At 63.3% G+C, this 20,093-nt stretch carries 19 protein-coding genes and 1 tRNA gene; 19 read left to right on the top strand and 1 reads right to left on the bottom strand.

Annotated features, from left to right (window positions below):
* Nucleotides 1–276 precede the first annotated feature (276 nt).
* A tRNA-Asn gene (locus tag GX444_11170) sits at nucleotides 277–349 on the bottom strand.
* A 74-nt stretch (nucleotides 350–423) separates the two neighbouring features.
* On the opposite strand from GX444_11170, the gene GX444_11165 reads away from it, so the two are divergent.
* The 19 genes from GX444_11165 (at nucleotide 424) to GX444_11075 (ending at nucleotide 20,088) form a co-directional block, all read left to right on the top strand.
* Nucleotides 424–1,206 (top strand): phosphohydrolase, encoded by a 783-nt coding sequence (locus tag GX444_11165; protein NLH49152.1) that lies wholly within the window; start codon nucleotides 424–426, stop codon nucleotides 1,204–1,206.
* A 99-nt stretch (nucleotides 1,207–1,305) separates the two neighbouring features.
* Nucleotides 1,306–1,935, top strand: a complete 630-nt coding sequence (locus tag GX444_11160) for an outer membrane beta-barrel protein (protein NLH49151.1) — start codon at nucleotides 1,306–1,308, stop codon at nucleotides 1,933–1,935.
* 10 nt (nucleotides 1,936–1,945) lie between these two features.
* On the top strand, nucleotides 1,946–2,377 hold the full coding sequence (locus GX444_11155) for a hypothetical protein (GenBank protein NLH49150.1): 432 nt from the start codon (nucleotides 1,946–1,948) through the stop codon (nucleotides 2,375–2,377).
* Nucleotides 2,374–3,696: a tRNA lysidine(34) synthetase TilS gene (tilS, locus tag GX444_11150; protein NLH49149.1), complete on the top strand. Its 1,323-nt coding sequence runs from the start codon at nucleotides 2,374–2,376 to the stop codon at nucleotides 3,694–3,696. The genes GX444_11155 and tilS overlap by 4 nt, the downstream gene beginning before the upstream one ends.
* A 54-nt stretch (nucleotides 3,697–3,750) precedes the next feature.
* Nucleotides 3,751–5,709: an ATP-dependent metallopeptidase FtsH/Yme1/Tma family protein gene (locus GX444_11145; protein NLH49148.1), complete on the top strand. Its 1,959-nt coding sequence runs from the start codon at nucleotides 3,751–3,753 to the stop codon at nucleotides 5,707–5,709.
* A 23-nt stretch (nucleotides 5,710–5,732) separates the two neighbouring features.
* On the top strand, nucleotides 5,733–6,542 hold the full coding sequence (folP, locus tag GX444_11140; GenBank protein NLH49147.1) for a dihydropteroate synthase: 810 nt from the start codon (nucleotides 5,733–5,735) through the stop codon (nucleotides 6,540–6,542).
* On the top strand, nucleotides 6,539–7,306 hold the full coding sequence (locus tag GX444_11135; GenBank protein ID NLH49146.1) for a TIGR00159 family protein: 768 nt from the start codon (nucleotides 6,539–6,541) through the stop codon (nucleotides 7,304–7,306). Before folP ends, GX444_11135 begins: the two co-directional genes overlap by 4 nt.
* Nucleotides 7,307–7,308: 2 nt before the next feature.
* Entirely contained in the window at nucleotides 7,309–8,271 is a 963-nt protein-coding gene (locus GX444_11130) for a hypothetical protein (GenBank protein NLH49145.1), read from the top strand.
* A 75-nt stretch (nucleotides 8,272–8,346) separates the two neighbouring features.
* Nucleotides 8,347–9,081 carry a pyridoxine 5'-phosphate synthase gene (locus GX444_11125; GenBank protein NLH49144.1) on the top strand — a complete coding sequence of 245 codons (735 nt, stop codon included), beginning with the start codon at nucleotides 8,347–8,349 and terminating at the stop codon, nucleotides 9,079–9,081.
* Between the two features lie 3 nt (nucleotides 9,082–9,084).
* Nucleotides 9,085–9,456 carry a holo-ACP synthase gene (locus tag GX444_11120; GenBank protein NLH49143.1) on the top strand — a complete coding sequence of 124 codons (372 nt, stop codon included), beginning with the start codon at nucleotides 9,085–9,087 and terminating at the stop codon, nucleotides 9,454–9,456.
* Complete coding sequence (locus GX444_11115) at nucleotides 9,453–11,036, top strand: NAD(P)H-hydrate dehydratase (GenBank protein NLH49142.1); 1,584 nt, start codon at nucleotides 9,453–9,455, stop codon at nucleotides 11,034–11,036. Before GX444_11120 ends, GX444_11115 begins: the two co-directional genes overlap by 4 nt.
* A 5-nt stretch (nucleotides 11,037–11,041) precedes the next feature.
* Nucleotides 11,042–11,509, top strand: a complete 468-nt coding sequence (gene tsaE, locus GX444_11110) for a tRNA (adenosine(37)-N6)-threonylcarbamoyltransferase complex ATPase subunit type 1 TsaE (GenBank protein NLH49141.1) — start codon at nucleotides 11,042–11,044, stop codon at nucleotides 11,507–11,509.
* Nucleotides 11,510–12,748 (top strand): aspartate kinase, encoded by a 1,239-nt coding sequence (locus GX444_11105; GenBank protein ID NLH49140.1) that lies wholly within the window; start codon nucleotides 11,510–11,512, stop codon nucleotides 12,746–12,748.
* A 34-nt stretch (nucleotides 12,749–12,782) separates the two neighbouring features.
* Entirely contained in the window at nucleotides 12,783–14,348 is a 1,566-nt protein-coding gene (locus GX444_11100) for an oligosaccharide flippase family protein (protein ID NLH49139.1), read from the top strand.
* A 104-nt stretch (nucleotides 14,349–14,452) separates the two neighbouring features.
* A complete protein-coding gene (locus GX444_11095; GenBank protein NLH49138.1) occupies nucleotides 14,453–15,364 on the top strand; it encodes a formylglycine-generating enzyme family protein in 912 nt (303 codons plus the stop codon).
* Nucleotides 15,361–16,518 (top strand): glycosyltransferase family 1 protein, encoded by a 1,158-nt coding sequence (locus GX444_11090; GenBank protein ID NLH49137.1) that lies wholly within the window; start codon nucleotides 15,361–15,363, stop codon nucleotides 16,516–16,518. Before GX444_11095 ends, GX444_11090 begins: the two co-directional genes overlap by 4 nt.
* A complete protein-coding gene (locus tag GX444_11085) occupies nucleotides 16,515–17,687 on the top strand; it encodes a glycosyltransferase family 4 protein (protein ID NLH49136.1) in 1,173 nt (390 codons plus the stop codon). Before GX444_11090 ends, GX444_11085 begins: the two co-directional genes overlap by 4 nt.
* Before the next feature lie 59 nt (nucleotides 17,688–17,746).
* Nucleotides 17,747–18,976, top strand: a complete 1,230-nt coding sequence (locus tag GX444_11080; GenBank protein ID NLH49135.1) for a glycosyltransferase family 1 protein — start codon at nucleotides 17,747–17,749, stop codon at nucleotides 18,974–18,976.
* 32 nt (nucleotides 18,977–19,008) lie between these two features.
* Nucleotides 19,009–20,088 (top strand): glycosyltransferase family 4 protein, encoded by a 1,080-nt coding sequence (locus GX444_11075; protein ID NLH49134.1) that lies wholly within the window; start codon nucleotides 19,009–19,011, stop codon nucleotides 20,086–20,088.
* Nucleotides 20,089–20,093 lie beyond the last annotated feature (5 nt).

Below are 20,093 nucleotides of genomic sequence, written 5' to 3'. Positions count from 1 at the left end.
TCGAGCCGCCCGCCGGGCGGCCCGCGCCGCCCCGGCGGCACCAAATATCCCACCAGCGATCGCCGTTTTTGCTGCCGCAACCGCCATCAACCCGCTTCACTTCGAAAAATCATGCCGGAAAGTCGATTCTTCAACAGCCTGTTAGGCGGTCTTCCAGATCCGCGGTGCTTCCACAGTAATATTTCCCCGAAGAAGCGCTCTGTAAAATATAGACATTGTAGGCCATGTCAAATAAAATGAGCCTCATCAACAAGTTGATAAGGCTCAATGATGATGCTCCACAGGAGGGACTCGAACCCCCGACCAATCGGTTAACAGCCGACCGCTCTACCGACTGAGCTACTGTGGAATACAAAACGAAAGATCAAACATCCCTTTCGAGGGGTGTTTATATGCCAGTTTCGGCCGGCAAAGTCAAGCGGAATGTCGGCCGCGAAACGGCGTGCGGTTTTCGTCTTTACCGGGCCCGGCGGGCGGGGTAATCTGCCGCCGTTCGCCGCACAAGGAGACGACGTGGCCTTTTATGCGCTGGCCGATTTGCACCTGGGTTTCGCCATGGGAAAACCGATGGATCTCTTCGGCCCGCAATGGGAGGACCATCCGCGCCGCATCGCCGAAAACTGGCGCCGGGTCGTCGGCGAAAACGACGTTGTGCTGATTCCCGGCGACATCTCCTGGGCAATGAAGGAAGAGCAGGTGCGGCCCGACCTCGAATTCATCGCGGCGCTGCCGGGGCGGAAGGTGCTGCTGCGCGGCAACCACGATTACTGGTGGCACGCGATCGGCAAGGTCCGCGAACTGCTGCCGCCGGGCCTGGCGGCGATCCAGAACGACCACCTGGTCATGGACGGCGTCGCGATTTGCGGCACGCGCGGCTGGAACATTCCGGGCGCCGGGCAGGAGGGCGGCGACGATCCCAAGTTGTACGCCCGCGAGCGCGGCCGGCTGGAAATCAGCCTGGCGTCCGCGCCGGCCGGCCGGCCTAAAATCGCCCTACTGCACTTTCCGCCGCTGATCACCGGGTCGGCTGAAGCGGGTTTCACCGACCTGCTCGAGCGGCACGGCGTCGCGCTTTGCGTTTACGGTCATCTGCACGGCGTGCGCGATCATCGCCTCGGGTTGCAGGGCGAGCGCAACGGGGTGCGGTACATCCTGTGCGCCGCCGACGCGGTCGATTTCACGCCGGTGCGGCTGCCCGATTTATAAACGGCGAATTCGAATTTCTTTTCATTGATTTTCCGCGCCGACCGTTGCATCCTGAACGCAATTCGCTATAGTGAGCGAAAACCACGCGTAAGGATGGGGATGCGGCCAAGATTACTCGGATTTCTGCTGGTGCTGCTGGCGATCGCGCCGGTCGCGGCCTTCGCCCAGACGCCGGCCCGGTGCGGCTTTTCGTTCGGCCTGTCGGGCGCGATCGGCGTGCCCACGACGAATGAAATCCGCACGGAGTTTCCCTACTTCGGCGGGGCCGACGGCGAAGTCAAATATTATCTCTGGAAGCCGTTTTCGCTCGCGGCCTCGGTCGGTTTTCTCTACGGCGAAGGCAAACCGGAAAAAGAGGAATACCACGAAAGTTGGATCGACCTGGATCGTCCGGGGCGCAGCTTTTTCCGCGCCGGCGTCGCCGACGCCCTGCTACGAATCGAGATCGGCCGCTACTGGCGCTTCAATCCCTACGTCGGCGGCGGCGCCGGTTACCTGTACTCGACTCTTGAACGGCGCGGCGTGTTGAACGAAACGCCGGTCACCGATTCCTACGACGAGTGGATTTTCCATTATCTCGCCCTGGTCGGTTACGACTTCATGTTCGACAAATACGTCGGGCTCAAAATGGAAGGGCGCTGGACCTTCGCCCAGAGCCGGGACAATTTCGCCGACAATCTGGACCTGGGCGCGTGGCTCGGCCTGATCGGCGTGCAAATTTACCTGTAGGCGGGCGAACGTGATCAAGCGGCAAAACCGGCGGCTCGGGTGGTGGATCGCGCTGGGCGTCCTCTGCCTTCTGTTGGCGCCGGCCTGCCACAAGGAAAAAGCGGGCGGGGCGCCGACCCCCGAAGACCCGAATCAACGCGACGTGCGCGTCGCGAAAAAACTCCCCAACGTTCCATTGTACCCGAGCGGCAAGGTCATCGAGCGCGCCTACGCGCCGGACGGCTCCTTTCAGGTGCGGCTGCTGACCGCGGCAACATCGGAAAACTTGCTGGCCTTTTACGAAAAACGCCTGGAGCCGCTCGGCTGGAAACGCCTCAGCGAGAAAACCGGCGATGAATACCTGGCGATCTATCGCAAGGGCCGGGAAGTGATTCTGCTGTCGATTTTCGCCACCGATAATCCCGAGGAAGTGCTGCACATTCTCACCTACAAGGAAGAATGAATCCGGTCCGCGCCCTGGATGCCGCCTGGCGGCGTTTCGGTTCACCGAAACGGATCGGGATCGGCTTGTCCGGCGGCGGCGACAGCGTGGCGCTTTTGCACGCCGCGCACGAGCTGGCGGGCAAGCGCGATCTGGCCCTCGTGGCGATTCACGTGCACCATCATTTGCGCTCGTCGGCGGACGACGACGCCGCGTTCTGCCGCGAACTGACCGCCGCGCTCCAGGTGCCGCTACGGCTCATTCACCTGGACCCCGCCGAATTCGCGGGCAACCTGCACGACGCGGCGCGGAAGGCGCGTTACCGCGAAATGGAACGCGTGGCGGCGGAGGAGGATCTGGCGATCGTGCTGACCGCGCACACGCTCGACGATCAGGCGGAAACGCTGCTGTTCCGCCTGTTGCGCGGCACCGGCCCGAGCGGCCTGGCCGGCATTCGGGAGCGGCTGGGAATCTTCGGCCGGCCGTGGCTCGGCCTGCGTCGGAGCGAGCTGCGAAAATATCTGCAGGCGGGCGACCGAAGCTGGCGCGAAGACCCGTCCAACGCCAACCAGCGATACATGCGCACCCGCCTGCGCGACCGGCTCGTGCCGCTCGTCGTCGAACTCGCCGGCGAGAAATCGCTGTCCGCCCTGGGTCGCCTGGCCGAACTGGCCGGCGAGGAGCGCGCGGTGATCGAGGAAGTCGCCGCAGCCGATTGGCGTTCCTGCCGCACACCCGCGGGGCTGGATGTCGTCCGATTGGCGGCGTTTTCCCCGGCCCGGCGCGCCTTGGTGCTGCGGCGGTGGCTCCACGAAAAGAATCTCGTGCCGCCGCGCCGGGTGATCGCCGACCTGGACCGGTTGGTTCTCGCCCCCGGCCCGGCGGGCCCGTACCGCCTGCCGAACGGCCTGATGGCGCAACGCGGTTATCAGGATTTGCATTGGTGCGAGGAGGAACCGGCGACCTATCAACCCTGGGAACCCTTCGCAGCGCGCCCCGACGAAGATCACACTTTTGCCGACGGGCGCCTGCAGTTGTCGGTACGGTCAAACGTGGATGAAGCGGCGACCGGATGGTGGGTGGCCGAGTCGCAACTGGGCGAGTGCCGCTGGCGTCCGACGTGGCCGGGAGCGCGGATGAACGCCGCCGGCATCGAAAAACCGGTCAAGTTGCAAAACCTGTTCGTGAACGCCAAAATCCCCCGCAACTTACGGCCCGTCTGGCCGCTTTTGACGCGAAACGAAGAAATTCTGCTGATTCCGGGCATCCGTGCGGGAAAAATGTTGATTTCACCCCCAAAAAGCGAAAAAAGGGTGTTGGTTCGCCTGGAATGGTTATGATACGATAGCAAGTTGAATCCAATTCGGATCCTGGTGGTAGAAAAGGAGAAATTGTTGAGGCCTGCTTATAAGAACGTCGCCTTGATCCTGTTTCTCGTGATCAGCGCGATCATCATGTTCAATCTGGTTTATCAGAACACGCAACGCAGCGAGGCCATTTCCTTCGCGCAATTCAAGGAAAAAGTGAAAGCCGGCGTCGTGAAGGACGTCACCATCAAAGGTCGCCTGATTTCCGGCACTTTCACCGCGCCGCAGGAAAACAACCTGACCAAATTCGAAACGGTCGGCTACGAATCCGACCAGTTGTACGACGTGTTGCAGGAAAACAAGGTCGATTACACCATCGTCCCCGAATCCAACGGTTTGGTTTGGGGCATCATGATGAACTGGATCCCGATGATCCTCATGATCGGGTTGTTCGTCTTTTTGATGCGGCAGATCCAGGCGGGCGGCGGCAAGGCGATGAGCTTCGGCAAGGCCCGCGCCCAGCTCGTTTCGGAAAAAACCAATAAAATCACGTTTAAAGACGTGGCGGGCATTGACGAAGCCAAGGAAGAACTTTCGGAAATCATCGACTTCCTGAAAGATCCGAAACGGTTTACACGCCTGGGCGGCCGGATCCCCAAGGGCGTTTTACTCATGGGCGCGCCCGGCACCGGCAAAACCCTGTTGGCGCGCGCGATCGCGGGCGAGGCGGGCGTGCCGTTCTTCTCGATTTCCGGCTCCGATTTCGTGGAAATGTTCGTCGGCGTCGGCGCGAGCCGGGTGCGCGACCTGTTCATCCAGGGCAAGAAGAACGCACCGTGCATCATCTTCATCGACGAAATCGACGCCGTCGGCCGGCATCGCGGCGCGGGATTGGGCGGCGGCCACGACGAGCGCGAACAGACCCTGAACCAACTGCTCGTCGAAATGGACGGTTTCGAATCGAACGAGGGCGTCATCCTGATCGCCGCCACCAACCGTCCCGACGTACTGGACCCCGCGTTGCAACGGCCGGGACGCTTCGACCGCCGGGTCGTCGTGCCGGTGCCGGATTTCAAGGGCCGTTTCGGCATCCTGAAGGTGCATTCGAAAAAAGTGCCGCTCGACGAAAAAGTCGATCTGGCGGTCATCGCCCGCGGCACCCCCGGATTCACCGGCGCGGATTTGTCCAATCTGGTCAATGAGTCCGCTTTGCTGGCCGCGCGGCGCAACAAGCCCAAGGTCACGATGGAAGAGCTGGAACAAGCCAAAGACAAGGTGATGATGGGCACCGAGCGCCGCAGCATGCTGATTTCCGACGAGGAAAAGCGGATGATCGCTTATCACGAATCGGGCCATGCGCTGGTCGGCATGAAGGTGCCGCACATCGATCCGGTGCACAAGGTGACGATCATCCCGCGCGGCATGTCGCTGGGCCTGACCCAGGTATTGCCCGAGGACGACCGCTTCATCACCTCGCGCGAATACCTGATCAGCAACCTGGCTTTTGCGATGGGCGGCCGGGCGGCGGAGGAAATCGCGCTGGGCACGATGACCACGGGCGCGGCCAACGACCTGGAACGCGCCACGCAGTTGGCGCGGCGGATGGTGTGCGAATTCGGCATGAGCACGAAAATGGGTCCGCAGACCTTCGGGCATCGGGAAGAAATGGTTTTCCTCGGCCGCGACATCAGCCATCACAAGGATTTTTCCGAGCAGACGGCCCGCGAAATCGACGAGGAAGTCCAGTCGATCATGCGCGAGGCTTATCGTCACGCCCGGCAGATCCTCACCGAAAACCGCTCGGTGCTCGACGCGATCGCCGATTCCCTGCTCAAGTTCGAGACGATCGACAGCGAGGAGTTGAAAGGCCTGCTGGAAGGACGGGAAATCGTTCGCCAGCCTGTCACGCCGCCGGAAGTCCCGGCAGAACCTCCGGCCGAGGCGGAAGTGCCTAAAGCGGCGCCGCTGACGCCCGAGGAAGTCGCCGCGCATTATCAGCGCAACGAGAAGACTCCCGCCGGCGAAGACCCGGAGACCGGCCTTTGATCTGGAAGATTCGCGGGGCCGAACTGGACCTCGCCGCGAAGATCGCCGTCCTGGGTATCGTCAACGTAACGCCCGACTCCTTTTCCGACGGCGGCAAGTTTTTCGCGATGCCGGCGGCGCGCGAACACGCTGACCGCTTGATCGCCGAAGGCGCCGACGTTCTGGATATCGGCGGCGAATCGACCCGGCCGGGCGCCCAGGCGGTCTCCGTCGAGGAGGAAATCCGCCGGGTGGTTCCGCTCATCGAGGCGATCCGCCGGCAGAGCGCCGTCCCGATCAGCGTCGATACCCGGCGGGCGGCGGTCGCGCGGGCCGCGATCGAAGCCGGAGCGAACATCATCAACGATGTCTCCGCCTTGAGCGATCCGCCGATGGCGGAACTGGCGGCGGCGACCGGCGCCGGCGTGGTGCTGATGCACATGCAGGGGACGCCGGAGACGATGCAACAAGCGCCGCATTATTCCGACGTGCTGGCGGAAGTGACGGATTTTTTGGCGGCGCGGGCCGCCTTTGCCCAGTCCGCCGGGATCGCCCGCGAAAGCATCGTCATTGACCCCGGCATCGGTTTTGGCAAGAATTTGGAGCACAATCTGACTTTACTCGGCCGGTTGGGCCGATTGACGGCAACGGGATTCCCGGTTCTCATCGGTCCGAGCCGAAAAGCGTTCATCGGCGCCTTGACCGGCGCCGGCGCGGCGGCGCGGCTACCGGGAACCTTGGCGGCGGTTTCGTTGTCGGTTGCTCTGGGGGCGCGTCTGGTGCGGGTGCACGACGTGGCTGCGGCCGTCCAGGCGATCCAGGTGGCGACGGCGATCAAACAGGCGGGCGGATGAATCCGGAATTTTTCGAAACCCTGCGCTCGACATTCTTCGAGATCAATTTCATTGATCTGCTGGATATCTTTCTCGTCGCGCTGGTGATTTATCGCATCCTGCTGATGATCCGCGGAACCCGCGCCCTGCAAATCCTGGTCGGCCTGGGCGTGATTTTCTTCGTCTACGCGCTGAGCGACGTGATGGGCCTCTACACCCTGCACTGGATGCTGTCGACGTTTCTCGGCAGCCTGATCCTGATGATCGTCGTTCTGTTTCAAACGGAAATCCGGCGCGGCCTGGCCAAATTCGCGCGCAATCCCTTTGCGGCGCCGCCGGCCGAGGAATCCGAATACGTCGAGGAACTGGTCCGTTCGACCACCGCGCTGACCAACCGGCGCATCGGCGCCCTGATCGTGCTGGAGCGCGAAACCGGCCTGAACGAGTACATCGAGGAAGGCATCCAACTCGATGCCGCGATCAGCCGCGAGTTGATCGTCAGCATTTTTCTGCCGTCCTCGCCGATTCACGACGGCGCGGTGATCATCCGCAAGGGGCGGATCGTGGCGGCGGGTTGCTTCTTCCCGCTGGCCACCGAGGTCGAGCTGGATAAGGATATGGGCACGCGCCACCGGGCGGGCATCGGCGTCTCCCAGGAAACCGACGCGATCGTGTTGATCGTTTCGGAGGAGCGCGCGCAGGTCAGCATGGCGATCGAAGGGCGGATCACCAGCAACTTGTCGGCCGAGCAGTTGACCGACCTGTTGCATACGCATCTCGGGTAACGATGAAACAGAAGATCATCCGATTTTTCACCACCAACCTGCTGTTCAAGCTCGTCAGCCTGGGCTTTGCGGTCGTGCTTTGGATTTATGTGAGTCTGGGCCAGACCGAGTCGGAGGTCCCGGCCAAGGTCAGCGTGGAAACGAAAAATCTGTCGCGGTCGCTCATCCGCACTTCCGATCTGCCGAACGAACTGGAAATCAAGGTCCGCGGCCCGCGCACGGTTTTACGCGGCATCCGCGACCGGCAATTGCGCTATGTCATCGATCTGATGGGCGCGCTGCCCGGGCCGATGGTCGCCAAGGTTTACGCGCCGAAAATCGAGGGTTTGTCCAACGGCGCCAAGGTGACCGAAATCGTCCCCAGCCAGATTCAAATCACGATATCCGAGCGCAAGAACAAGACGGTGCGGGTCAACCCGATTTTCCGCGGCAAACCGTCCGAGGGGTTGGAAGTGCTCGGCACGCTGGTCGAGCCGGAGCTGGTGGAAATTTCCGGCGCCAAGGAAGAGGTCGATCTGTTGACCGAGGTCGATACCGAAATCATCGACCTGACCGGGCACGGCAAAACCTTCACGGTCGAAGTCGGCCTGGATCTGATCAATCGGCACGTCGAGGCGGTCAACGATCAGAGCGTCAAGATCACGGTGCAGATCGGCGAGCCGAACATCAGCCGCATTTTCTATGGCATCCCCATCGAGGTGCGGAATTGCGCGACGGAATGCCGGTTGAACCGCGCCGAGTTGGACGTGCAACTCGAGGGTGCGCAGGCGCCGTTGTTGCAGTTGACACCGAACGAATTGAAGTTGGTGCTGGACGCGGGCGGCCTGGAACCCGGCGGAACCTACGAGGTCGTCCCGGATTTGAAGGTGCCCGAGGGGATGGGGTTCCGAAAAGTCAACATGCCGCCGGTCAAGGTCACCATCCTCGACCAGGCGAAAAAATCGGGTAAAAAAAAGATTAAATAGAGAACGCGCCGGCGAGGCGCGGCGGAATCGCCGCCGCCGGCGTTTCGCGTCGCGCGATCTAGGGAGGAAACGAAAATGCCCGTCAAATTATCCGTGAACGTCGACCATGTCGCCACGGTGCGCGAGGCGCGGAAAATCGACGTGCCCGATCCCGTGCTGGCCGCGGGCCTCGCCGAACTGGCCGGCGCGGACGGGATCACGGTTCATCTGCGGGGCGACCGGCGGCACATTCAGGATCGCGACCTGGAAATCCTCCGCCGGACGGTGAAAACCCATTTGAACGTCGAGATGGCCGTCAGCCAGGAAATGTTGCGCATCGCCTGCGAGGTGCGGCCGGATATGGTGACGCTCGTTCCCGAGCGGCCCGAGGAAGTGACGACCGAGGGCGGGTTGAATATCCTGCACAATAAGGACGGCATCCGCGGCGCGGCCAACCTGTTCGAGGAACACGAGATCGAACTGAGCGTGTTCATCGATCCCGATCTCGATCAGGTCAAGGCGGCGCGCGAGGTCGGCGCCAAGGTGGTCGAAATCAACACGGGCCGCTACTGCGAGGCGAAGAAATCGGCGGACCGCGAACGGGAATTCCAGGCGGTGGTCGACGCGGCGCGGATGGCCGGCAAGTTGCGCCTGGGCGTGGCGGCCGGGCATGGGCTCGATTACAAAAACGTCGGCCCGATCGCCGCGATTCCCGAAATCCGCGAATTGAATATCGGCCACGCGATCATCGCCCGCGCGCTGTTCGTGGGCCTCGATCAGGCCGTCCGCGAAATGATCGACGCCATGAACGGCGTCCGTCCGTTCGAATGAGCCGTGATCCGGGGCGTCGGCGTCGATCTGGTGTCCGTCGAGCGTCTGGGGTGGATCCTCGAACGGACGCCGCGCTTTCGTTCCCGCGTCTTTCATCCGGTTGAAATCCGGCAGGCGGCCGACCGCCCGGATCGACTGGCGGCCCGCTTCGCCGCCAAGGAAGCCTGGCTTAAAGCCATGCAACTGCCGCTCTTTTCCGTCGCACTCACCGAGATCTGGGTCGAAAACGACGATGACGGCCGACCGCGCCTGCGGACCACGGGCGGGGCGGCCGCGCTGCTGGCCGCGCGGGGCGTGACGGAAATCCACCTGAGTCTCAGCCATGACGATCGTCAGGCCATCGCCATGGTCGTGTTGGAAGGAGAGGACCGATGAAACTGGCCACTGCCGCGCAGATGCGCGCCATGGATCGACTGGCGATCGAACATTACGGTATTCCGGGGATCGTGCTGATGGAAAACGCCGGCCGCGGCGTGGCCGACCTGATCGGCGAACACTATCCGGAAGAGTGCGAACTCGGGATCCTGGTGCTGTGCGGTCCGGGCAATAACGGCGGTGACGGTTTCGTCATCGCCCGGCAACTTTTCAATCGCGGTTACGAGGTCGAATGCTTCCTGTTGGGACTGAAAAACAAGCTGACGGGCGACGCGCGAGCCAACTGCCGCGTCGCCGAGCGGATCGGCGTGCCGATCGGCGAATTGCGCAAGGAAAAGGAATTGGCCCGGGCGGCCGAGGCGTTGAGCGAAGCCGGCGTCGTCGTCGACGCGTTGTTCGGCACCGGATTGACGCGGGCGATCGAGGGGCCGGGCGCGGACCTGATCGACCTGGTCAACGAACTCGAGGCGCCGGTCGTTGCCGTGGACGTTCCCAGCGGCCTCAACGCCGACACCGGATACCCGACCGGCCCGGCGGTCATTGCCGATCTGACTTGCACGCTGGCGGTGCCGAAGATCGGCCTGTTCGTGAATCCGGGCGTCGAATATTGCGGCGAGGTGGAAATCGTCGACATCTCCCTGCCGTATTTTCTGCAACAGATCGTCGAACTGCCCGTTCATCTCATCACCGAGATCGACGTCGCGCAGCATTTCGGGCCGCGCGATCCCGAGTCGCACAAGGGCGATTTCGGCCATGCACTGATCGTCGGCGGTTCGCGCGGGATGAGCGGCGCGGTCGTGATGGCCGCCGAAGCCGCGTCGACGGCGGGGGCGGGATTGGTCACGGCGGCGGTCCCCGGTTCGATCCTTTTACCGGTCGAAACGGCCTTGTTGGAGGCGCTGAAGGCCGGGCTGGCCGACGACGGCCACGGGCGATTTTCCGCGGAGGCGCTCGACGCGGTTTTGGCGCTGGCCGAAAAGAAAAGCGTCGTGGCGCTCGGCCCGGGATTGGGCCGCTCCGATAGTCTGGAAACCCTGGTTGCCGGCTTGGCTACCGCGCTGAAAATCCCCCTGGTCATCGACGCGGACGGACTCAACAACCTGGCGCCGAATCTCAAACTGTTGGAAGCCGAACACGGACCGCTGGTGCTGACGCCCCATCCGGGTGAAATGTCGCACCTGCTGGGTGTGCCGACGGAACAGGTTCAGGCCGATCGTTTGGGATCGGCCATCGCGCTGGCGAAGAAAATCAAGGCGATCGTCGTGCTCAAAGGCGCCCGCACAGTCGTCGCCGCGCCGGACGGACAGGCCTGGATCAATCCCACGGGCAACCCAGGCATGGCCAGCGGCGGCATGGGGGACGTATTGACCGGTCTGATCGCCGGGTTGATCGCGCAGGAAATGGACCCGCTGACCGCCGCGATTTGTGGGGTGTATCTGCATGGCCTGGCCGGCGACCGAGCCGCTGACAACGTCGGTGAGCGTGCGCTCACGGCCGGCGCCGTGCTACGGGAACTGCCCGCGACGATCAAATCCATGGAAGATCAACTCGACGAACTGGAAACGGAGTCGGCGGATTGACGGACCTGGGCAGGCTGGAAACCCATAGCGAAAACGAAACCCGCGCGCTGGCGGCGCGACTGGCGGGTTTGCTGCGGCCGGGCGATGTGCTGGCGCTGGTCGGCGACCTGGGCGCTGGAAAAACGCGGTTCGTCCAGGGTTTGGCGCGCGGTTTGGGAGTTCCGGAAGACGTTCCGGTAACCAGCCCCACATTCACTTTGCTGGCGACGTTTCGCCAGGGACGGTTGCCGCTTTTTCATTTCGATCTGTACCGGCTCGCCAACGAGGATGACCTGGCGCGCATCGGGGCGGAGGAATATCTCTGGGGCGAGGGCGTCGCGGCGGTGGAATGGGCCGAGCGAGCGCCGAAAATGATGCCGGACGAGACGCTGTGGATTCACTTTTCGTTTGCCGGCGAGGTCCGAGAGTTGGCTTTTCGTTCGATCGTCGACCGCTGGCGGACGGTGGTGAAGGATTTGGGAGGGCCGGTCTAGGTGGCGCTCATTGTGCAAAAATTCGGCGGCACCAGCGTCGGCACGATCGAGCGGATTCGCGCGGTCGCCGCGCGGGTCGTGCGAACCCACGAGCAAGGCAACGAGGTCGTGGTGGTCGTGTCGGCCATGGCCGGTGAAACCGATCGCCTGCTCGATCTGGCCCGCCGGATCTCCGATCGCCCCAACGAGCGCGAACTCGACCAGTTGGTCGCGACCGGCGAGCAGGTGAGCATCGCCCTGCTGGCGATGGCGATCGAATCGCTGGGCCATCAGGCGCGCTCGTTTCTCGCCCACCAGGTGAAAATCCGCACCGACGCCAATTTCAGCCGCGCGCGCATCGCCTCGATCGATCCGACGGCGATCCTGGACCGGCTCGGCGAACGCAAAATCGCGGTCGTCGCCGGTTTTCAGGGCGAAGACCCGGACGGCAATGTCACCACGTTGGGACGCGGCGGGTCGGACACCACGGCGGTCGCCATCGCGGCGGCTTTGCAGGCCGACGTCTGCGAAATCTACACCGACGTTCCCGGCGTGTTCACGACCGACCCCAATCTCTACGCCAAGGCGCGCAAACTGGCCCGGATCAGCCACGACGAAATGCTCGAGCTGGCGGGGTCCGGCGCCAAGGTGCTGCACATCCGGAGCGTCGCGTTCGCCAAAAAATTCAAGGTGCCGCTGCACGTGCGCAGCTCCTTCGGCGACGAAGAGGGCACGTGGGTGGTGGCGGAGGAGCAGTGCATGGAATCCACCCCGATTACCGGCGTGACCTACGCGAAGAACGAAATGCGCATCCGGGTGCTGGGCGTTCCCGAAACGCCCTCGGCGACCCGCGATCTGATCGTGCCGCTGGGCGAGGCGGGGCTGCACCTGGACGTGATTCTGCAAAACGCCGGCGTGGACGGCTATTTCGATCTCACCTTCACGGTGCCCAAGCCCGAGGCGATGCAGGCGAAGGAACTGGTGGAGCACGCGGCCGACGAATTGGGCGCGGTGGGCGTCGAAATGGAAGGGCCGGTGGCCAAGGTGTCGGTGGTGGGCATCGGCCTGCGTACCCATGCCGACGTTCCGGCCAAGGTTTTCGCCACGCTCGCCGCGCGCGGCATTCCCATCCAAATGGTGGCCACCAGCGAGATCAAGCTCAGCGTGGTGATCGACGAAAACCATCTGAACGAAGCGGTGCGGGCTTTGCACGACGCCTTCGAACTGGATAACATGCCGGCGGGTTGCGAAGCTTTGTGACCGTTTTCCCGCAACAATGACGGAAAGGGATCGCGTGGGTCGACTGGGGGCGCGAGCGGCCGATGCCATGTTCTGGAACTTGATCGGCAAGTTCACCTTGATGATTTTGCGCTTTCTCGAATCGGTCGTGCTCGTGCGCCTGCTCGGCGATCAGGGTTACGGCGCGTTTTCGCAGGCCGTCAACCTCAACGGCATCGTGGTCCTGCTCGCGGCCCTGGGGCTGGAAAACGCCATCCTGCGCTTTTTGCCGGCGACGGTGATGACTCACGGCGCGAGCGGCGAACGAAAACTGATCGGGAAGATGATCGCCTTGCGCCTGGCGGCCTCGGGCATCGCCGTTCTGGCGCTCTGGCAACTGGCGCCGTTTCTGGCCGAACGCTTACTGCACGACGCGGCGCGCGCCGATCTGATCAAGCTGGTCGGGGTGTTGCTGCTGGCGATGGGGCTGGACAACCTACTGGCCCGCGTTCTCGTCGCCCACTACGAGCAACGGTACATCAACCTGATCCAGGCGGCCCTGACCGCGGCGTACCTGGCGCTGGCCTCGCTGACCGTCTGGCTCGGCGGCGGTATCGGTGGCGTCCTGTGGTGCCTGATCGCCATGCACGCGGCGACCGCGGCGTTTTGGGCTTGGCGCTGGCGACGCAGCGAAGCCCCGGCGATGGGCAATCAGGCCGCGACCGCACCGCCCCCGACCTCGCTCTGGCGCCTGCTGACCTTCTCCGGTTACACCTACGTTTACAATTTTCTGCAGTTCGTTTTTCAAAAAGGCATGGACGTCATGCTGTTGGGCGTGTTGCTGGACGATCTGTCGCCCATCACGTGGTACGTCATCGCCTACAATTTCGTCTTCTATTCCGTTTCTTTCTACTCCCTGGCCTTTTCCGAGGGTTTTTCGCTGGCGATGATCAGCGAGGTGGCCGCGCAGGGCGACCGCGAAAAACTGCGGCGGATCTTCACCGTTTCGGTGGAGTACCTGTATCTGTTCATCCTGCCGATCTGCGTCGGCGGCACGCTGGTCGGCCCGGACATTTTGCGTCTGCTGTATCCGGCCGGCACGGCGGCCGGCGCGATCGCGCCGATGCTGGTGCTCCTATACGGACTTTCGTTCGCCAAGATGAGCGGCATCACCGCGAACTTCCTGCTCGGTCTCGACCGCGAAAAAACCATCGTCCGCCTGCGATTGGTTTTCGGGCTGTTGAATCTGGTGCTTGATTTGCTGTTGATCCCGTGGCTGCATGCCGTCGGCCCGGCCGTCGCTACCAGTTTGTCGCTGGCCGCCAGCACGATTTATGAGTGGCGGATCACCCATCGGATGATCCAGCCGAGTTATCCCAAGCGGTTCCTGCTGAAAATCCTGATTGCGAGCCTGGGCATGGGCGGGGTGATCTTTTTCGCCGGCCGGTCATTCGCCGGCGTGTTGTATTGGCGGGTGCCGGCGCTGCTGCTCGTCGGCTTCGTTTCGTTCGTGGCGTTTTTACTGGTGCTGCGGCCGTTCCGCAAGGAACACACCGATTTGATCGACACGCTGCCGCTGCCGGGGAAATCCGTCTGGTTGCCGCTGTTGATGGAAAGAACGCCTTCCCGGAAAGCGGTTTGAGCGCCGGCTCGGCCCGCCTTCTTCGCTCTTCAACGCCGGCCGCTTTTTCGCTAAGATGGTCGCGCTTTTCCACTGATTGACGACGGGAAACCAGGAAACAACGAATGCAAACCACGCGCCTGCTTTATTTTGCGTTATGCCTTTGCCTCTGTCTTTGGGGGGCGACGGCCTGCGACGAACCGAGCGACTCGGAATTCAAGAGCGATCTCTATCGCGCCGCGCCGCCGACGGAAATGATTTACGTCGAGGCCGGCGCGTTCACGATGGGCTCGGATTACGATCCCGACCCCGATTTCCTCAGCGGCGAAATCGACGAACCTTTCTCCGACGAGCACCCGGAGCGCACCGTCGAGCTTTCCGCCTATTGGATCGAGCGGAGCGAGGTGACCAACGCCCAGTATCGGGCTTGCGTCTGGGCGAAGGTCTGCACGGATCCGCAGACCAATCGGGCCGCCGGAATCGACGAGTATTACACCAGCCACGCGTACGACGATTACCCGGTCGTCAATGTGACGTGGCGGATGGCCGCCGATTACTGCCAGTGGCGCGGCCGGCGCCTGCCGACCGAGGCCGAATGGGAAAAGGCGGCGCGCGGCGCGGCGGACGAGCGGATCTACTCCTGGGGCTGGCAGGAGCCGGTCTGCGGGCTGGCCGACATTTCCGTTCCTCGGCTGAAGTCCTCGGATTCCACCGAATGGTATGAGACCTGTTACGGCCGGCCGGTCGCCGTCGGCTATTACGGGAATGCGGCTTCGCCGTACGGCGCGACGGAAATGACCGGCAATGTCGCCGAGTGGACCGCCGATTATTACGCCGCGGATTATTATGATCCCGAGCTGTGGCCCGACAACGACGTCGATCCGTCGGGTCCTTCGGCAGGCGACCGGCGGGTGACGCGCGGCGGCAGTTTCGCCGCGACGGCGATGTATGCGCGGGTGACCTACCGCGATCCGATCCCCGAGTCGTTTTACGACCCCACCGTCGGTTTCCGTTGCGCCGGCGAGTCGCAACCGTGAGCGCATTTTCCCAGTTCGATCTGCCTCGTCAGGTGGTCATGCTTTCCACCGCCGATTGGGACGCGCCGCTGTGGACGAACAAACAGCAGATTGCCGTCCGACTGGCCGAGGATTTCGCGGTGCTGTACGTCGAGCCGCTGGTGGCCATGGGCAGCGGCAAGCGGTCGCTAGCGCGGGCGTCCCATTGGCGCGACCCCTCCGGCGTGACGGTCTATCGCCCGGCGTCCGCCCTGCCGTTCGGCAATAAATTGTGGTCGATCAATAAAACCAACGCCCGACTGCTGGCGGGCGATATCCGGCAGACGATGTGGGATCGCGGTTTTTCCCAGGCGATCCTCTGGTGCTATCCGCCGACCAGCCAGCCGTTTCTGGAGTTCCTGCCGCACGTGCTTTCCTGCTACGACTGCGTCGACGAATACAGCGCCTTCCCGGGCGCCTGGGTGACGGCGACCAAGCGCATGGAGCACAAGCTGCTGCAGTCCGTGGACGCCGTATTTACCACGGCGCGCAGCCTCTTCGACGAAAAGAAGCGGCACAACCCGCACACCTATTTCGTGCCGAACGTCGCCGATTTCGCGCTCTTCAACCGCGCCGCGACCGCCGTGCCTTCGCCCTTGTTGCGCGATCTGCCGCGGCCGGTGATCGGCTTCGTCGGTGCCCTGAATTACAAGATCGACACCGCGCTCCTCGAGGCGCTTTTCAAGCTGCGGCCGGACTGGAGCTTCGTGCTCGTCGGCCCGGACCGCGGCCTGGAGGTCCAGCGGTTTCTGGCCTATCCCAACGCCCGCTTCCTCGGGCGCAAGGAGATCGAGGAACTGCCGTCGCTGATGGCCGGTTTCGACGCCTGCATGATTCCGTACAAGATCGACCGCTACACGCACGGCGTCCTGCCGCTGAAATTTTTCGAGTACCTGGCGACCGGCAAGCCCGTCGTGGCCACGCGGATGGCGGAACTGCAAAATTTCGCGCCGCTGATCGACCTGGTCGGCGAGGCGGAGGAGTTCGTCGACGCCGTCGAATCCCGGTTGCAAAGCGATCCGCACCGTGACCGACGCCTGGCGATCGCCCGCGAAAACAGTTGGGAGAAGCGGATCGGCACGATGCTGGGCATCCTCGAAACGATCCGCAAGGAAAAGCAAGAGGGCATCGAGTGAAGGTCATCGTCTTCACGCGCGACTTTCCTCCCGAGTTCGGCGGCGTGCAGCGCCTGCTGGGCAAGGTTGCCGACCACTACGGGAAAGACGCGCTGGTCATCGCCCGCCGCTGTCCGGGTTTTCGCGAATACGATCAAGGACGCCCCTATACCACCATCCGAATGCGGCGGTTCGAGTGGCGCCACGCCAATCCTGTTATGAGCCGGATTCTCGGCGCGATTTCGTATTTGCTGCGCTTTTTCGTCGGCGGAATTCACCTGGGCGACGCCATTCGCCGTCAGAAAACCGACCTGGTGCTTTGCGGCTATGCCTTTCCCAACGGGCTACCGATGGTCGTGGCGCGGTTGCTGACGGGTTGCCCCTTCGTGGTGTGGTGCCACGGCACCGAAACGCTGCGGGCGCTGGAGAGCGGCGGGTTGCAACGGGCAGCGTTGCGCCTCGTCTGGCGCCTAGCGGTGAGGGTCGTCGTGCACAGCCGGTTCATGCGGGATGAAGTCGCCCGCTTCGTGCCGCCAGAAAAAATCATCGTCAATCGCCTGGGTTCCGACTCGGGAAACCTGGATTTCTCGGCGGCGCCCGCGACGGCTGTCGACGAGCTGCCGCTGGCCGGTCGGGCCGTCGTTTTGACGGTGGGCCGGCTGGAGCGTCGCAAGGGTCACGACCTGCTGGCGCATGCGATGCCGCTCATCCGCGAAAAAATTCCGCACGTGCTCTGGCTGATCGTCGGCGACGGCCCGGAACGGGAACGGCTGACGCAAGCGATCGCCGATTGGCGATTGGCGGATTGCGTCCGCTTGCTGGGCCGGCGAAGCGACGCCGAGGTAAGCGCGCTGCTGGCCCGGGCGGACCTCTTCGCCATGCCCAGCCGGCGAATCGGCCCGGACGTCGAGGCCTTTGGCATCGTCTACCTGGAGGCGGCCCGCTTCGGCGTGCCGGCGGTCGGCGGACGCAGCGGCGGGGTGGCCGACGCCGTTCAGGACGGGGTGACCGGCCTGCTGTGCGATCCGGAGGATCCGCGGGACATCGCGGCGAAGGTCATCACCCTGTTGGGCGATCCGGCGCGCCGGGCGGAAATGGGCCGCGCCGCCAAGGCGAATGCGGAGCGGCAAACGTGGGACGAGTTCGCCCGCCACTTGAGCGAGGAATTGTCCCGAATCGATTTGTCCTGAGCGGTTGCGTTGCGGCCCGGCCGGCGGCCGTTTAATATCATGGTCTACCGGGAGTGTGTGTGAATTTGACGGGCGCCGATATCGTTTGCCTGGCCAGTTCCAGTTGGGATGCGATGTGGGTGAATTCGCAGCACCTGATGCACCGGCTGGCGGCACAGAATCGCGTTTTGTACGTCAACAACCTCGGCTTGCGCGCGCCGGGCGCCTCGCGCGGCGATTGGCACAAAATCACCAGGCGGGTCGGCGAGTGGTTTTCCGGGTTACGGCAGGCGGAACCGAACCTGTGGGTTTTTTCGCCGGTCAGCCTGCCGCTACACGATCACGCCTCGATCCGGCGCTTCAATCAGTGGAATCTCAAGCGCACGCTACGGCGACACCTGACCGATCTGGGGTTCAAACAGCCTTTGCTGTGGACTTTTCTGCCGCTGGGGGTGCAATTGATCGGCAGCCTCGACGAATCGCTGGTGATTTATCACTGCGTCGACGATTACGCCGCCAATCCCGGCGTGCCGGCGGCGCGCTTGCGCGAAATGGAAGACCAATTGTTGCGGCTGGCGGATTTGACGATCGTCACCAATCCGCTGCTTTACGAGGAACGCAAATCACGCGCCCGGCAGGCGGCGTTTTTCGGCAACGTCGCCGACGCGGAGCATTTCGCACCGCGCCCGGATCGGCCGTTGCCGCTCGAATTGGCCGCGCTGCCGCGGCCGCTGCTCGGTTATCAGGGCAACATCTCCGGTTACAAAACCAATCTGGAGTGGATCGCCGCGCTGGCCAAGGCGATGCCCGCCGCGAGTGTCGTGCTCATCGGCCCCGTCGGTTGGGGCGACCCGCATACCGACGTCAGTGCGCTGCAGGCCTTGCCGAACGTGCATTTGCTCGGGCGGATGCCCTACGAACGGCTGCCCGAGCTGTTGGCGGCGCTCGACATCTGCCTGTTGCCGTTACACGACAACGAAAGCACCCGGCGCAGCTTTCCGATGAAATTTTACGAGTACATGGCGGCGGCCAAGCCGATTGTCGCCACGGATCTGCCGGCGTTTGCGACCTACCGCGACCGGCCGCAACTCTGCCGCCTGGCGACGGACGCCGATTCGTTCGTCGCCGGGGTGCGCGCCGCGCTGGCCGACGCGGACGATCATGCCGCCGAACGGCTGGCCGAGGCGCGACTACACTCGTGGCGGACGCGGACCGAGCAGATCGCCGCTTTGGTCGCGCAGACCTGGCAGGAAAAAGAGGCGCGGAACGAATCCGCAACCACCGACAATCCGGAAATGGAGAGGCAATGAAAATCGCGCTGGTCCACGATTGGCTGACCGGGATGCGCGGCGGCGAAAAAGTTCTGGAAGCGATGTGCGAGGTCTGGCCCGAAGCCGATCTTTACACCTTGCTGCACGTGCCGGGAAAACTGACGCCGATCATCGAAAATCGGCGCATCATCACCAGTTTCATTCAAGAGCTGCCGCGCGCCGCCGCTTGGTACCGCAATTATCTGCCGCTGATGCCCACGGCGATCGAGCAATTCGACTTGCGCGGCTACGACCTCGTGCTGTCCACCAGCCATTGCGTAGCGAAGGGTGTGATCACGCCACCCGCGACTTGTCACGTCAGCTACCTGCACACGCCGATGCGCTATGTCTGGGATCTGTTCGACGATTACTTCGGGCCGCACCGCGTCGGTCGTTTCAAGCGGCTCCTGATTTCCTTCTTTGCCAATTACCTGCGAATGTGGGACGTGACCTCCGCCGCGCGGGTGGACGACTTCCTCGCCAACAGCCGGCACGTCGCCCGGCGCATTCGCAAATATTATCAGCGCGAGGCCACGGTCATTCACCCGCCGGTCGACACGGCTCGCTTTTCCATCGGCCAGCCCGCGGATTATTACCTCTGCCTTTCGGCGTTGGCGCCGTATAAGCGGCTGGACCTGGCCGTGCTGGCCTGCGCGAAACTGGGCCGGAAGTTGAAGGTGGTCGGCTCAGGACAGGACGCCGATCGCTTGAGCAAGTTGGGCGGGCCGACCGTCGAATTTCTCGGCTGGCAGGACGATCGGTCGATCGACGAACTCTTCCGCGGTTGCCGGGCGTTTCTCTTTCCCGGCGAGGAGGATTTCGGCATCACGCCGCTGGAAGCGCAGGCGTCCGGGCGCCCGGTGATCGCCTTCGCCAAGGGCGGGGCGCTGGAAACGGTCGTCGGGCTGGAGGCGCTGCAACCGACCGGCGTGTTCTTCGCCGAACAGACGGTCGATGCTCTGGCGGCGGCGATTCAGCTTTACGAAAAAAACAGCGATCGTTTCGATCCCGAGGCCACGCGCCGGCACGCGCTCGGTTTCGACCGGGCGGTTTTCCGGCAACGCATCAAGGAACATGTGGAAACGGTTTACGCCGCTTACCAGGGGCGTTGACGCGC

The organism is Myxococcales bacterium (assembly GCA_012517325.1).
In the GTDB taxonomy this organism is placed as follows: Bacteria; Lernaellota; Lernaellaia; order Lernaellales; family Lernaellaceae; genus JAAYVF01.
The sequence above is the reverse complement of the archived record's forward strand: the minus strand, read 5'-3'. Positions and strand labels throughout refer to the sequence as shown.